This window comes from Flavobacterium subsaxonicum WB 4.1-42 = DSM 21790 (assembly GCF_000422725.1).
GTDB lineage: Bacteria > Bacteroidota > Bacteroidia > Flavobacteriales > Flavobacteriaceae > Flavobacterium > Flavobacterium subsaxonicum.
The window spans coordinates 1,217,324-1,231,696 of record NZ_KE383909.1; the positions used below are offsets into that span (position 1 = coordinate 1,217,324).

18 protein-coding genes are annotated in these 14,373 nt (G+C 39.8%); 6 read left to right on the plus strand and 12 right to left on the minus strand.

What is annotated here, in order from left to right:
- Window positions 1–2: 2 nt before the first annotated feature.
- The 3 genes from G509_RS0115970 to G509_RS23655 all read right to left on the minus strand — a co-directional run bounded on the left by G509_RS0115970 (window position 3) and on the right by G509_RS23655 (window position 796).
- Entirely contained in the window at window positions 3–302 is a 300-nt protein-coding gene (locus G509_RS0115970; protein WP_026992458.1) for a carboxymuconolactone decarboxylase family protein, read from the minus strand.
- Window positions 303–343: 41 nt separating this feature from the next.
- Window positions 344–547, minus strand: coding sequence for a hypothetical protein (locus tag G509_RS23650; RefSeq protein WP_207382687.1), 204 nt, complete (start codon window positions 545–547; stop codon window positions 344–346).
- Window positions 548–610: 63 nt separating this feature from the next.
- Entirely contained in the window at window positions 611–796 is a 186-nt protein-coding gene (locus tag G509_RS23655) for a hypothetical protein (RefSeq protein WP_026992459.1), read from the minus strand.
- A 402-nt stretch (window positions 797–1,198) separates the two neighbouring features.
- Here G509_RS23655 and ppsA point away from each other — a divergent pair, with 402 nt between their 5' ends.
- A complete protein-coding gene (gene ppsA, locus G509_RS0115980) occupies window positions 1,199–3,586 on the plus strand; it encodes a phosphoenolpyruvate synthase (protein WP_026992460.1) in 2,388 nt (795 codons plus the stop codon).
- A 49-nt stretch (window positions 3,587–3,635) separates the two neighbouring features.
- Here ppsA and G509_RS0115985 read toward each other — a convergent pair whose 3' ends face one another.
- From G509_RS0115985 to G509_RS0116025, 9 genes are all read right to left on the minus strand, one after another.
- Window positions 3,636–4,394 (minus strand): LOG family protein, encoded by a 759-nt coding sequence (locus G509_RS0115985; RefSeq protein WP_026992461.1) that lies wholly within the window; start codon window positions 4,392–4,394, stop codon window positions 3,636–3,638.
- A gap of 13 nt (window positions 4,395–4,407) precedes the next feature.
- Window positions 4,408–4,887, minus strand: coding sequence for a hypothetical protein (locus G509_RS0115990; protein WP_026992462.1), 480 nt, complete (start codon window positions 4,885–4,887; stop codon window positions 4,408–4,410).
- Window positions 4,887–5,840 carry a baeRF3 domain-containing protein gene (locus G509_RS0115995; protein WP_131450697.1) on the minus strand — a complete coding sequence of 318 codons (954 nt, stop codon included), beginning with the start codon at window positions 5,838–5,840 and terminating at the stop codon, window positions 4,887–4,889. The genes G509_RS0115990 and G509_RS0115995 overlap by 1 nt, the downstream gene beginning before the upstream one ends.
- Before the next feature lie 92 nt (window positions 5,841–5,932).
- Window positions 5,933–6,451, minus strand: a complete 519-nt coding sequence (locus G509_RS0116000) for a hypothetical protein (protein WP_026992464.1) — start codon at window positions 6,449–6,451, stop codon at window positions 5,933–5,935.
- Window positions 6,452–6,462: 11 nt separating this feature from the next.
- Window positions 6,463–7,125: a BON domain-containing protein gene (locus G509_RS0116005; protein ID WP_026992465.1), complete on the minus strand. Its 663-nt coding sequence runs from the start codon at window positions 7,123–7,125 to the stop codon at window positions 6,463–6,465.
- Window positions 7,115–7,807, minus strand: a complete 693-nt coding sequence (locus tag G509_RS22300) for a DUF6629 family protein (RefSeq protein WP_051200283.1) — start codon at window positions 7,805–7,807, stop codon at window positions 7,115–7,117. The genes G509_RS0116005 and G509_RS22300 overlap by 11 nt, the downstream gene beginning before the upstream one ends.
- Window positions 7,808–7,838: 31 nt before the next feature.
- The gene (locus tag G509_RS0116015) at window positions 7,839–8,297 is read right to left on the minus strand and encodes a hypothetical protein (RefSeq protein ID WP_026992466.1); all 459 of its coding nucleotides are present in this window, start codon (window positions 8,295–8,297) and stop codon (window positions 7,839–7,841) included.
- Between the two features lie 26 nt (window positions 8,298–8,323).
- Window positions 8,324–8,995: a BON domain-containing protein gene (locus G509_RS0116020; RefSeq protein ID WP_026992467.1), complete on the minus strand. Its 672-nt coding sequence runs from the start codon at window positions 8,993–8,995 to the stop codon at window positions 8,324–8,326.
- A 51-nt stretch (window positions 8,996–9,046) separates the two neighbouring features.
- Window positions 9,047–9,715 carry a BON domain-containing protein gene (locus G509_RS0116025; protein WP_026992468.1) on the minus strand — a complete coding sequence of 223 codons (669 nt, stop codon included), beginning with the start codon at window positions 9,713–9,715 and terminating at the stop codon, window positions 9,047–9,049.
- A 262-nt stretch (window positions 9,716–9,977) separates the two neighbouring features.
- On the opposite strand from G509_RS0116025, the gene G509_RS0116030 reads away from it, so the two are divergent.
- The 5 genes from G509_RS0116030 to G509_RS0116050 all read left to right on the plus strand — a co-directional run bounded on the left by G509_RS0116030 (window position 9,978) and on the right by G509_RS0116050 (window position 14,372).
- A complete protein-coding gene (locus G509_RS0116030) occupies window positions 9,978–11,168 on the plus strand; it encodes a PAS domain-containing sensor histidine kinase (protein WP_026992469.1) in 1,191 nt (396 codons plus the stop codon).
- The gene (locus G509_RS0116035; protein ID WP_026992470.1) at window positions 11,161–12,210 is read left to right on the plus strand and encodes a response regulator; all 1,050 of its coding nucleotides are present in this window, start codon (window positions 11,161–11,163) and stop codon (window positions 12,208–12,210) included. Before G509_RS0116030 ends, G509_RS0116035 begins: the two co-directional genes overlap by 8 nt.
- 117 nt (window positions 12,211–12,327) lie before the next feature.
- Window positions 12,328–12,774 (plus strand): Hsp20/alpha crystallin family protein, encoded by a 447-nt coding sequence (locus G509_RS0116040; protein WP_026992471.1) that lies wholly within the window; start codon window positions 12,328–12,330, stop codon window positions 12,772–12,774.
- Window positions 12,775–12,855: 81 nt separating this feature from the next.
- Entirely contained in the window at window positions 12,856–13,521 is a 666-nt protein-coding gene (locus G509_RS22305) for a hypothetical protein (RefSeq protein ID WP_051200286.1), read from the plus strand.
- Between the two features lie 20 nt (window positions 13,522–13,541).
- Window positions 13,542–14,372, plus strand: a complete 831-nt coding sequence (locus G509_RS0116050) for an ATP cone domain-containing protein (RefSeq protein ID WP_026992472.1) — start codon at window positions 13,542–13,544, stop codon at window positions 14,370–14,372.
- Window position 14,373: the final 1 nt, after the last annotated feature.

Below are 14,373 nucleotides of genomic sequence, written 5' to 3' on the forward strand. Positions count from 1 at the left end.
ATTTAAAGGTCATACGCCTCAAGGGCAGGTTGTAAACAGGTGGCAACACCCACCAGTCCGCAAACCGATAATGTAAGGACAATAGCATCTCGCACTTCTTTTCTTGTTGCGCCAAGGCCCTTAGCCATTTGTGCATGAAAAACTACTGCCGGGGCATCTCCCGCGCTTGCTTTAAGGCCTATATATAACAGCTGCTTTGTCCTGGCATCCAGGCCATCGGTATTTATAAGTGAATCTATAAGGCTATCAAAAGCTTGTGCCACCTCTGGCACCTCAGTTCTAAAAGTGTCTAATGCATTCATATGTTTACTATTTAATTATTGGCATTAATTTTTACCGCCTTTTATTTTTTCCATATCCTGTACCCTAAACGGACTACGGGTGATATATCGGTATTGGGAATGTGGTAGGTAACACCGCTAAAATCAATACTGTTGTCCTTCCTGATATAGACATGGAGACCCGGCTGGATATAGAAACGTGGGCCAATAAAAAACTGGTAACTTAACCCTAAGCCGGTGTCTGTGCTGCGGAGGTCTATATGCATACCGCTATTTATCTGCGTAATTCTAAAAGTATGAAATTCCAGATAGGTATAAACCTCAAGGTTTTACCATACATTATAACCGAAGAACACGCCCGGTGAGGTAGTGTAATAGCGTTTAAAATCGGTCGACGAATTGTTTATACCTGCCTTCTCTGCATTGTAAGTACCGCCATTGATGATACTTGCCCTTAACCTGAATTTTTTATAGCGGTATCCTAAAGCAAAATGGTAGCCACCGGTAAAAAACATGGGCACAAGGCTCTCTGCTTCCAGAGCCTGTTTTATTTCATAATTGGGCGGTGAAGGTTTCCAGAAAGTACCCGGCGGGGTGTTTAACTGAGCAAATACATGGGTAAAGGCTGCCAGAAAATAAGGGTAATGGTGTTTTTCATATTTTTAAGTTTATATCAAAACAGGTCCTGATTAGAGGCCACTATAAGGTAGTACTGCACCTTAGTGGTTGGCATTATTATTTACGCAAGTTCTTATTTATCCATAGGCCAAAAAATGACTTTTATCAGCCTCCCTGATGATACAGGTCACTTTTACATTCTAACTCATGTGATGTACATCATTTATACAACCGATATAGAACAATAGTTTTGTATTTGTAAAGAGCTGTTCACAGCCTTACTACTAATAAAAACTAAAATGGAAAATTTCATCAAACAATTTAATGAGACGGCAATTACAGATATTGCATTGGTAGGTGGTAAAAATGCATCGCTGGGAGAGATGTACAATAATTTAGCGCCTAAAGGTTTAAATATTCCTGAGGGTTTTGCGGTAACGGTCGCCGCCTACAAATATTTTATAACGTACAACAACCTTCAGCTTAGGCTCAAGGAATTTATGGCAGGGCTGGAAAGGGAAACATTTAGCAACCTGAATGAGACAGGCCAAAAGGCACGGAAATTAATAATGGATGCTAAATTTCCAAGTGAACTTGATAGGGCAATAACACATGCCTACGATACCACTTTTGCACATGTGGATCAAGAGGTTGCGGTGCGCAGCAGTGCCACTGCCGAAGACCTGGCCGATGCCAGTTTTGCCGGCCAGCATGATTCGTTTTTAAACATTAAAGGGCCAGTTGCCTTAATATATGCCGTTAAGTGCTGCTTTGCCTCTCTGTATACCGACAGGGCTATTAAATATCGGGAAGATAAAGGTTTTGATCATAATAAGGTATTCCTTTCGGTAGGGATACAGCAAATGGTACGGTCTGATATAGGATGTTCCGGCATTGGTTTTACGCTTGAACCGGAATCCGGATTTAAGGATGTAGTACATCTGGCAGGTACCTGGGGACTTGGCGAAAATATTGTGCAGGGGCTTGTAACCCCCGATGAATTCATAGTTTTTAAGCCTTCCCTTATACAAAATAAGAAAGCCATACTGCAAAAAAACCTGGGCAGCAAAGGCAAAATACTGGTGTATAATACTGCGGCTACAGGTACTAACTCCACCGTAAACAAAATAACGCCGAGGGAGCTTAGCGAAAAATTTGTATTAAGTGATAATGAAATTGAGCAATTAGCACGCTGGGCAATTATCATAGAAGAACATTACAATAAACCCATGGATTTTGAATGGGCAAAAGATGGGCTGGACAATAAAATTTATATTATACAGGCACGGCCGGAAACGGTACATTCACAACAAAAATCATTACATGTAACTACTTATAAAATTACAGAAAAAAGCACTGTACTGGCAACTGGGGAAGCAATTGGTACGGCAATAACAAGCGGTTACGCCAAATTACTGGCCTCACCTGCAGAATCACACAAATTAAACCCGGGTGATATTTTGATTACCGATTTGACAAGCCCCGACTGGGATCCTATCCTTAAAAAAGTGGCCGGCATAGTAACCAATAAAGGCGGCAGGACCAGCCATGCCTCTATTATAGCCCGCGAACTTGGTGTGGTGGCCATAGTAGGTACCGGTAATGCAACAGCCTCTATTAAAGATGGCGACCTGATTACCCTGAGCTGTGCCGAAGGCAAAACCGGCCACATATATAAAGGAAAACTTTCCTGGACCGAGACCCCTATTGATATGGAACAAATACATTTACCGGAACATCCTAAAGCAATGCTCATTGTTGGAGAGCCGGAAAAGGCTTTTCAATTGTCTTTTTACCCGAACCATGGTGTTGGGCTAATGCGACTGGAATTCATAATTAATAATTATGTTAAGGTGCACCCCATGGCACTTGTTAAACCAGAACTGGTAGATGATAAAGATGAGAGGCTTATACTTGATAACCTGACCCGAAACTATAAAAGTAAAGAACAGTATTTTATAGATAAGTTATCGCAGGGTGTGGCTACCCTTGCGGCAGCTTTTTACCCTAAAGAGGTTATTGTTAGAATGAGCGACTTCAAGACTAATGAATATTCCGGGCTGATTGGGGGCAAATACTTTGAGCCGGAAGAAGAAAACCCAATGCTTGGTTTTAGGGGTGCTTCCCGCTACTACCACGAGCGTTACAGGGAAGGTTTCAGGCTGGAGTGCGAAGCCATGAAAGTGGTGCGTAACGAAATGGGGCTAACCAATGTAAAAATCATGATACCCTTTTGCCGCACGGTAGAAGAAGGCAAAAAAGTAGTTGCCATGATGGAAGATTATGGGTTAAAGCAACATGATAACAACCTGGAGATCTATGTTATGGCAGAAATACCATCTAATGTGCTGCTGGCGGAAAATTTTGCCAAGGTGTTTGACGGTTTTTCTATAGGTTCTAACGACCTTACGCAGCTTACTTTAGGCATAGACCGGGACTCAGCATTAATAGCCAACCTGTTTGACGAACAAAATGCAGCCAGCAAACAATTAATTTGTATGATGATACAAAAAGCCAGGCAGCTGCATAAAAAAGTTGGATTGTGTGGGCAGGCAGCCAGTGACTCTAAAGCTTTTACCGAAATGCTTGTGCTGGCCGGTATAGACAGTATATCGTTTAATCCTGATGCGCTCATACAGGGTATCCAAAATATAAATGCCGTAAATTTACCTGCAATCGTACACTAAATTTGTTTACTATACACATGATAAAGGCCTATATCTCTACAGGCCTTTATCATGCTTTTTTAAGTTGAAAGCCGTGCTCTAACAACCACCCGAAGGGTTTGGCTTTTATCGTTGGCTTCAGTTCAAATTTTTTAATGCTGTTTTCCATTATAAAAGTACGGGCCTGCTCAATATCATCTGTAACCAGAAATAATTTTAGATCGACTTCGCTTATCGTTCCCTGTTTAAGCATCACCTCCAGGTGGTCTAATAATGTTTTATGATATTCCTTATTAAAAATAACCACCGGAAAATTTTTTATCTTGCCCGTTTGTATAAGCGTCAGGGCTTCAAAATATTCATCAAGGGTACCAAAACCTCCGGGCATGACTACAAAGGCAAAAGAATATTTAACCAAAAGTATTTTACGTATAAAAAAATGTTTTACCTGCACCCATTTATCAAGGTAAGCGTTAGGCATTTGTTCTGTTGATAGTTGAATATTACAGCCCACTGACCTTCCTCCTACCTCTTTTGCACCCCGATTTGCAGCTTCCATGAGCCCCGGCCCGCCACCGGTCATAACGGTAAACCCCAATTTGGCAAATTCACCCGAAGCCTGCCGGGTAAATTCATAGTGCGGGTGCCCTTCTTTAAACCTTGCTGATCCAAAAATTGTAATGCATGGCCCTACAAAATGCAGTTTACGGAAACAGCGTATAAGTTCAAACATTGTTATCAGGGTAAATTTAAATTCCTGCCATCTTGATTGCGGACCTTCAAGAAACTGGATCTCCGATTTACCGGATGCTTTGCTGGTAGATGCCATTTAATTACAATTTTTAATAATTATATAAGTCAAGTTCATTAACATGCTCATTTATCCTGCGCCACACTAATGTATCCGTGTGGGTGGTGTCAACATCATGTATCCAATCAAAGTAAGGCATTAGCGCACGGCGTTCTACAATGCGCTTTCTGTAACCAAAATTAAACCGGTCGCCCCGCATCTGGATCTCTATAGTATGGCCCGATTGCTGTTTATCCCTAAAAACAATAGTTTGTGTTTTCCAGTCGCCTCCCCAAACAAAAAATGATCGTATAGACAGTATAGTACTAATAATAATTATGGTAATAATTACCGGTTTCTTACTTTTAAAATAACCCAGAAGGCTCCCTATTAGGAGTACTAAACTGCACAGCGCAACAAAAAGCACCAAAAAATGTACTGCCCCGTTATTTATATATAGGGCCGTATAACGGTTTACAGCGGCAATGCTAAATGAAATAACAAATAGCAGAAACAAATAAATCTGCTTCATTAATATTTTAATTTTAGAGCCATGTTACCTATCGATTGCATTTCATTCTGGTCGGCTAATATGACATCGCCCTTTTTATTGATTACATTCCACACCATTTCGCAGCAGGCACCTTCCTCGTCTCCATTAAAAGCGGCATCTTTATTTATAACAAGCAAGTCTCCTTTGCCGTTCCTGGCCGCATTTAAAATCTCTCGTTTAGCGGTGATGGCCCTGCCGTTTTTTATCAGGCCTTTCATTAGTTCAATACGGCTTTCCTTTTTTTGCTTTTGCAATAATAACAGAGCGTTCCATGCAGACGCAGCTAAGGTGTGATGGGTATGGTCGCCGGATAAAGGCACATAAGCACAATAAATAGATTTAAAACGTGCCGCTTTGATAAAGCGGTCATAATTGGTGGCGGTACTGATGATAACGTAATGCAGGCCTGTGCTGTTATAAAGCTCTATTAACGCTTTATCAAGGTTATTTAAAAATTCATCAAGATGATGTTGTGAGCTTTCATCTAATGGCTGAAAACCGGGAGCGAAATATGCTGCACCTTCCAAGACAGGAAATGTTTTGTCCTTTACCTCATTAATTACCTGGTCGTTACGCGCATATAAGAGTTTTACACCTTGGCGGGAAAGCACCAGTATATGATATTCTTTAAAGTTGGTGATAATGGGGATCAATGGCCTGAGATCGAATTTATCGGATACCTGCACAGTGTTATGAGCTACGGGCCATATTGATTTTACAACACTTTTTATATTCTCTGAGAGATATATGGTTATGCTTTTAGAGGTGCTGTTTAGGTCTATATCCTGGTACAATGTATTTATTTTTTCCAGGATAGCGTTTAACGGCATTTTATTAAATTTCTCTAACACAAGATATTTTGCCTGGTCTAAAAGGCTTTCCAATTCTACTTTTAGTTTAGTGTCATCGGCCTGGCATAAAGGTGTGTTCATTGAAATGGTTATGCATGGTGCAGTGGTAGCATGTATTATTGTGTGTAGATTAATATTTTTCATGACTATAATATTAAGAGATTTGATAGGTTTTAAATAAACAAAAGCTGCGTTTCTATTAGTTCTGAATTTTCAGTACCAGCATTTGCATACGCAGCATTTTTTATGGATATTTTTAAAAGGCCTAATAATTTTTTATGAATTTCTATAGCCTCTAAAATAAAGTTGCCTACGGCTAACTGGTTATTTACAACAAGATGAAAGAATATAGTAAGTTGGCATTTAAGGGATTCGTGCCTGCAAATTAAATTACGATAATGCCCGATCGCTGTAGCTTGGTAATAACAATCAGTATCTGGATTTGCATACCTCATGCAATCGGACAGCGAACTTACTTTTGATCCCTCAATACACAATTGTTCTAAGGTGTGGTCAACCAATGAAGCTAATTCTTCCAACTGATATGTAAAAGCGGCAACTCCATTTGATGCGCCTATTACACGTTGGACCTCCTGAGTGTCACGGTAAAGCCTGCATTCTGAAAGCAATAGATTTTTCAGTTCGCACTTAATTATATTGCCTAATGTCCTGTCTGTACCATTTGCTTTCATTGCAGTTTTATTTAATAGTTAGTCGGTTCAATATTTAAAAAATTATATACTGCGGCTACTCCGGGAGCATTCCAGGCCATCTTTTCTGCTTCATCTTTCTGAAACAACGATGGTACAGAACCTGTTAAATAAACGCTTCCGTCCTTTATTTCAACCTTAATATCTTCATCATTAATAGCAGCGTTTCTAAAAAGCGCTTTTTCTATATCCCTTACATTAATCACAGCATTAGGCTCTGCGCACAGCTGTATATTATTTAAAATACCGTTCACACCAAGAATAGTACTTACCGTTTTTCGGGCCGCCTCTTTTTCCCGTGCCCAGTTTACTTCTCCCTCAAGGGTAACAAAGCCATTTTCAACGGTAACCCTTAAATGCTGGCTTGGTATTTCCCAGTGCCATTTAAAAGCACTATTAATTGCTTTAGCAATTTCTTCGTCAGCAGGAATATTTATTCGGCTAAGTGTGACGGTTATATGATTTACTATTGCTTTAACCCCCATAACATTTTTAGCAGCTTTTTCTACCAAGTCTTTTTTTGCATACGTATCTACGATACCGGTTAGGGTTATGATACCCTGCTTACAAATTACACCAATATCGGTTGCACAAAGTTTGGGCTGCCATGCAATGGCATGCTGAATATCTTTTTGTAAATCTTCGTTACTTCTCATGCCGTACTATCTGTGAATTTAAACTGCTTTTTTTTACTGTTTTGCTAACAGTGAATTTTGAGATGATCGTGTAAATTGCAGCACTGGCTATTGCAGCATAAAAGCACCATACCGATAAAAGGTAAGAATCATAAAACCATTTTGATATGAGGTAAGACACAACAATGAGCACCCCCATTACCCTGATATTTTTATTACCGGATATAAAAAAAGGTACAATAGTAGCAAAAAGGTAGGGCCAGCTCCCGATGATGCTATAAGGCGAATGCAAATGCTGCAGGTATAAAATATGGCAATTTAAAATCGCTGCCTTTACGCTGTACGTTAAAATGTAAAAAGCAAGATATGTCGCTACTACGATGCCTGCCAGTAAAAATATCCTGATGAGCGCCTTGCGGTTAACGTTATCTTCTAAAAAAAGCAGTGATAACGGTATCCAGACAGGCCAGGTAACTTCTGCAAAAAAAAGATATAGGTAGGTAAGGTTTCCGGCAATAGCATCATAGCCTGATTTTGGGATTACAATCCACAGTAAGCCCTCTACAAATTGCTGTAAGGAGAACAAAAGTGGTATAGCAGCAAAAAGGTACTGTTTGGGGTTGCTAACTTTAATAACGGTTGCAATGCCTATAAGCAAAAGTACGGATGCTGCAGTAAAACTGGCGGAAGCTGAAAAACACATAATAATAAGTTTAAATTAGTTTCATTGTACCCTATTTTAGCGTATCCTTCCATAACTTATTTATGGTACTGTCTAACTCGCAAAAACCTTCATTAAATTCATTCTGAAAATCACCATTAGAGGTAGTAAGGCCTTTAAGTTTTTTAGCAGCTTTTGTATATTCACCATCGCGTTTATCTAAACGTTCTTTAAGCATATCGAGCTGGTATTCGGCCCTGATAATATCACGGCGTTTTTTTACAATATTCCGTCTGTTCCCGGGCCTGTTCATTGCTACTTTAAAATTAATAATTTGCTTTTGGGATATTTCCAGAAGGCTATCCGATTGGCTTTTAAAAGCGGCCCAGGTTAAAGTATTGTTCTGTGTACTTTGGACACCTGATGTTGTACCAGTTCTTTTTGAGCCGGAAGTGTCTTCCGTTGACCTTGCACAATTGTACAACAGGAAACAAAGAAGCAAAACAGCAATCCCGGGTTTATATTTTTTCATTACATATAATTTTACTTTGAGTATAACTAACACAGGTAAGGCTGCTCAGTGCATATCTCAAGGTTATTAATTACCTTAAGCACGCCGGGTGTTTTGTAGGCCGCCTTCTCGGCTTCTTCTCGTTGATATATTGAACTGACAAAACCGGATAGTGTGATTGTCGCACCTGCAGCCTTTACATCAATTTCGTCTGCATCAATAGCCCAGTGCCTGCGAAGCGCATCCTCTACCAAGCCTTTTTCAACAACATCATGAAGTTCCTTTTTTAGCCTGATATTATTTATTACGCCTTTTACACCCGGCAAATCTTTTACCGCACGGCGGGCCATTTCCCTTTGAAAATCCCACCGCAGCTGTCCGTCGAGGGTAACCCATCCATCTTCCACAACTACTTTAACAGCATGCTGATCAAATACCAGGCTTCCGCTAAGCATCCTTACGGCATCTGCCGCTATATCATTGTCAGATACTAAGTGGTTTTTGCCTATTACGACTTCAATTTCGTCTACCACGGCCTTAACACCTGCAACCATTTTAGCCGCATGTTCTGCTTCAATTTTTTTCGCATAACTGTCAAGATTACCCGTTAGCGTCACAATACCTTTCTTTACTATAACCCCAATTTCTGCGGGATGTAATTGTGGCTCCCATTTTAGGGCATCCTGAACTTCCTTTTGTAAAACTTCATCGGTTTTCATAATAGTTTGGATTTATTATGGGAGGCGTCTGCCTCCCATGTATTGGATTTACTAGGCATATAAATAATCGTACTCTACCACCAGCTGGTTGTCTACGTACCACACGCCAGGGGTTTTCCATGCAATTTTTTCGGCTTCTTCCTTTTGATATAAAGATGTCACAATACCGCTAAGGGTTATGGTCTTATCAGAAGCCTTTACATGAATTTTATCCGCATCTATAGACCAATTGCGCCTCAGTGCTTTTTCCACGCGCTCCTGTTCCACAGCATCTTCAATTTCAGCTTTGATCTTCATTTTGTTGATTACGCCTTTAACTCCCGTTAGGTACCGTACAGCACTTTTAGCAGCCTCACGCTGAAAATTCCAGTGAACCGTACCCTCCATGGTAACCCAGCCGTTGTCTACCACTACTTTAATCTTATCATCCGGAACCGACCAGTCTGCCTTCAGGGCATTGACAACATCTACTGCAATATCGGTATCATTTTTAATGGCAGCTGAATCCAGCTTTACCTCAATATCATCTACTACGGCTTTTACGCCTGCTACTGCTTTGGCAGCGGTTTCAGCCTCTGTTTTCTTTGCGTAGGTATTCACGGTGCCGGTTAGTGTAACGATACCATCGCGCACAATTACACCAATTTCTGCAGCCTGTAGCAGTGGTTCCCATTTAATCGCATTTTGAACGTCTTTCTGCAATTCTTCATTTTTTTTCATGACTGTAAAATTTAATATTAATGATGATTTATACGTATTAAGATTGATTTCCAATTAAATACATGTCAAATTTCTAACTTATCATTAGCAGAAAGAATGACTTTTATCAGTAAAAATTGTGACTTTGAACACGTTTGAATTTTAGCTGCGATTCACATCATACGCTTTAACAGTTGTTTAACGTATGTTGGAGGATTTTTAAAAATTTAGTAGTAAAATAGTTTTATAAATACGATATTTGTTAGGCTCTAATTCGTTGAAAATGAAAAACCAGGCACTCTTAACTGCTATCATTCAAAATGCAATTGATGGTATTATAACCATAAACGAGATGGGGCTGATAGAATCGATTAATCCCGCGGCCTGCAGGCTGTTTGGTTATGAGTCCGATGAAGTTATTGGCATGAACGTATCAGTGTTGATGCCTTCCCCGGATAAAGAAAGGCACGACGATTATATTAATAATTACAAGGAAACATTAGTGCCTCATGTAATTGGATACGGCAGGGATGTTCTTGGGCGTAAAAAAGACGGGAATATTTTTCCTTTCCGTTTAGGTGTTAGCGAAGTAAAGTTTGAAGAAGTACGAATGTTTGCCGGATTCATCCATGACCTTAGCCACCAAAAAGAAGCCGAGAAGCGGCTTATGGAGTACACTCAGCACCTTGAAGAGCTGGTTAAAGACCGTACCACAACATTGAACAAAACCATTGAGGCCCTTACCCAGGCAAAAGAAGATGTAAGTGTTTCTTTAGATAAAGAAAAAGAACTCAGTAAACTTAAAAGCCGGCTGCTCTCCATGGCCTCGCACGAATTTAGGACCCCGCTTAGTGCTATACAGTTATCTGCTTCTTTAATTGAACGTTATGCAGGGGAACTTGAAAGCAGCAATATTAATAAGCACACCCACAGGATTAAAAGCGCCGTATCTAACCTTACTACGATTTTGAACGACTTCCTTCACCTTGAAAAGGTTGAGGAAGGAAAAGTTGAAGTAAACCCATCGACTTTTGATCTTACCGTTTTCTCAAAAGAGATTGTCGAAGAAATGCAACTTCTTACAAAAAGTGGACAAAAAATAAGTTACTCCCATACCGGCATAAATAGCACAGTAACACTGGATGTAAACCTTTTAAAAAACTGCATTATCAATCTTATATCCAATGCCATTAAATATTCCGGAGAGGAAACCACAATACAATTGTGTACTAACATTGATACTAAGATGGTACGTGTTACTATACACGATAATGGTATAGGTATACCGCTGGAAGATCAAAAACATTTATTCGAGGCTTTTTTCAGGGCCCAGAATACAGGGGCTATCCCAGGTACCGGGCTCGGTCTCAATATTGTATCCAGGTATGTCAACCTGATGCAGGGTACCATAGCATTTGAAAGTGAAGCTAACAATGGGACGACATTTACTATAATACTTCCACACTATGATTAAAGTATTACTGATTGAAGATAATAACGACATTAGAGAAAATGTGGTTGAAATACTAGAGTTATCCGGCTACACTGTTACTGCTGCAGATAACGGTAAAACCGGATTGGAATTGGCTGTTAAAGCTTTGCCAGATATTATATTGTGCGACATCATGATGCCGGAACTCGATGGGTATGGCGTTTTTGAGGCGCTTTCAAAAAACCCTGCCACAGAAGCGGTACCCTTTATTTTTCTTACCGCTAAATCGGAACGGTCAGACATACGCAGAGGGATGGAACTCGGTGCAGATGACTATCTTACCAAACCTTTTGATGATAAGGAATTATTAAAAGCCATTGAAAGCCGCTTAAAAAAACAGGAAATCTACCAGCTTTTTTATGGCAAGTCGCCGGAGCGGTTAAATGACGCTATTTCAAAAAAAGATGGCCTGGAGCAACTAAAAGAAATAATGCAGGAGCGCAGCAGCCGAAAACTAAAGAAAAACCACCATATCCATTATGAGGGGGACCGGGTATTGGGCATTTATTTTATTATCAGCGGTAAAGTAAAAACCATAAAACTTACCGAAGACGGCCGGGAATTTATTACCGGCATCTACAAAACAGATGATTACCTTGATGTTAATATAATCCTTTCTGATGTAACTTACCATGATACGGCTATAGCCATGGAAGATACTGTACTGAGTTTTTTACCTGCAGAGCAGCTCGACAAGCTACTTTTTCTTTACCCGGAAATTGGCAACCGGTTTATAAAGATTCTTACAAACCACATCCGAGAAAAGGAACTCAGGCTTTTGCAACTTGCCTACCTATCGGTCAGGAAACGTATAGCCGAAGCCCTTGTGCAACTACTTAACCACCACAGTACCGATAGCAAAAACGTAAAAATAAGCCGTGAAGACCTCGCATCGCTGTGCGGCACAGCACCTGAAACCATAAGCAGGACACTATCTGATTTTATAAATGAAGGATTGATTGAGAAAAGCACGGGCACTATAAAAATTCTCAATTTGGAAAAGTTAAACCGATTGAAGAACTAACGACTGCCCGAGTTGTGATGACAATCACAAAACTTCATGACAATTGTCATCACCGGGTTACTGCTAAGAATTTAATTTTGGGGTATAATTTTTATATAACACTAAAATTAATATCTTATGACACCAGTTACTACCACAAAAAGAAACAGGCTGTTACCTGCCCTTTTTGAAGATTTTTTTAACGACCGTTTTTTTGATAGCCCATTTTTTAAAACTAACGGTGGCAACGGCTCCCTTGTACCGGATGTCAATGTTATAGAAAACCCGGCAAATTTTCAAATTGAGATTGCCGCTCCCGGCCTTGAACGTAACGATTTTAAGGTCGAGGTAGCAAACGGGCTGCTTAACATCAGTGCCGAAAAGAAAGAAGAAAAAAATGAAGAGGGTAAAAACTACACCCGCAAAGAATTCTCCTACAACTCTTTTAGCCGGTCATTCCAGCTGCCCGATAACCTTGCAGCGGATGATGTCGATGCCAAATATGACAATGGGGTTTTGAGGCTGACGCTCCCAAAAAAGGAACTATCTAAACCTGAACAGATTAAGCAAATAAAAGTAGGTTAACTAACCCTTTCCTATTCCCCGAAGATCCCAACCTTAAGAAGGGTTGGGATTTTTGTATCTAACCACTTAAATAGCATTACCATGAATTTACTGTTGTACAAAGTAGGTTTTTTATCGGGTACCGTAGCTTTTCTTGCTACCTCTGCATTTGTAGTCGTACAGCTATTGCAGTTTTACGGAATAATCTCCTTTCCGTTGGACCAAATTTTAATATATAGTACCTCATTAATTATAACAATACCTTTCCTGTTAGAGATACTCGTGCTTCACCATACTGTTCCCGATGAGAAAAAATTATGGAGCCATGCGGCGGTTTTATTCACTACAATATATGTACTGTTTGTATCATCAAATTATGTCACACAGTTGTTTGTAGTAATTCCTGCTACATTGCACGGACATGGCAAAGAAGTGTCGCTTTTAACACAAAATCCCCACTCCATGTTCTGGTTCTTTGATGCTGCCGGTTATATTTTCATGGGGGGAGCTGCATTTTTGGTTTATCTGGTATTAAAGGACGAAGGTGTTGAAAGAAAACCGCGTATTTTATTTTTAGCACACAGCCTTACAACCCCTTTAATAGCCTGTGTTTATTTTAGCGCTAATTTTATATCTAATACGCTATTGCTGGTGATTCCCTGGGCGCTTACTGCACCTTTGTGCATGTTATCATTAGCCATAATGTTCCGGAAAAAATATATCAACGAAATACCGGGTCACCACCTTGTTTACAAACATCTAAAATAGCCAAACCTTAATTTTAAATTTTGAAAATAGTAAAACACTCCGGCCATATTGTAGACTTTAATGTAGATAAGTTAAAGCAGTCATTACTTAAATCGGGTGCGCCCCATAAAACAGTCTATAACATAGTACAGTCCATACAAAAGGAAATGCATGAAGGCATGACCACTAAGCAGGTATACAAGCAGGCCTTCGCCCTTTTAAAGAAAACATCTAATGCGCATGCTGCGCGGTATAATCTTAGGGCGGCACTCCAAATTCTGGGGCCTGCTGGCTTTTTCTTCGAAAAGTATATTGCAAGGCTTTATGCTTCGGAAAATTTTGAAACCAAAACAAACCTGTTATTAGATGGTAAATGCGTATCTCACGAAGTTGATGTAGCCATAAAAAAGCAGAATACCATAAGTATGATAGAATGCAAATTCCATAACAGCAGGGAGGCTAATTCCGATGTGAAGGTGCCAATGTACATACTTTCCCGTTTTAATGATTTAAAAAGCAACAGGCATAAACTATTTTCAGGTTCCGATATTATTGACCATTGCATTATTGTGACCAATAACCGGTTTACTAGCGATGCCATAGCATTTGCAGATTGCTCCGGGCTCGGGTTATTAAGTTGGGATTACCCTTCCGGAGAAAGTATTAAAGATAAGATTGATTCTAACAACCTCTATCCGATAACCTGCCTAACAACACTTACCATGGCCGAAAAAGAAAAGCTACTGATTTTGAACATACTGTTAGTAAAGGAACTTATAAACGACTCTGATATTCTTGAAAAAGCAGGCATAAGCAACAACCGCATAAAAAATGTATTAAAAGAAGCCTCTCAACTTTGTAATTATCTATAAT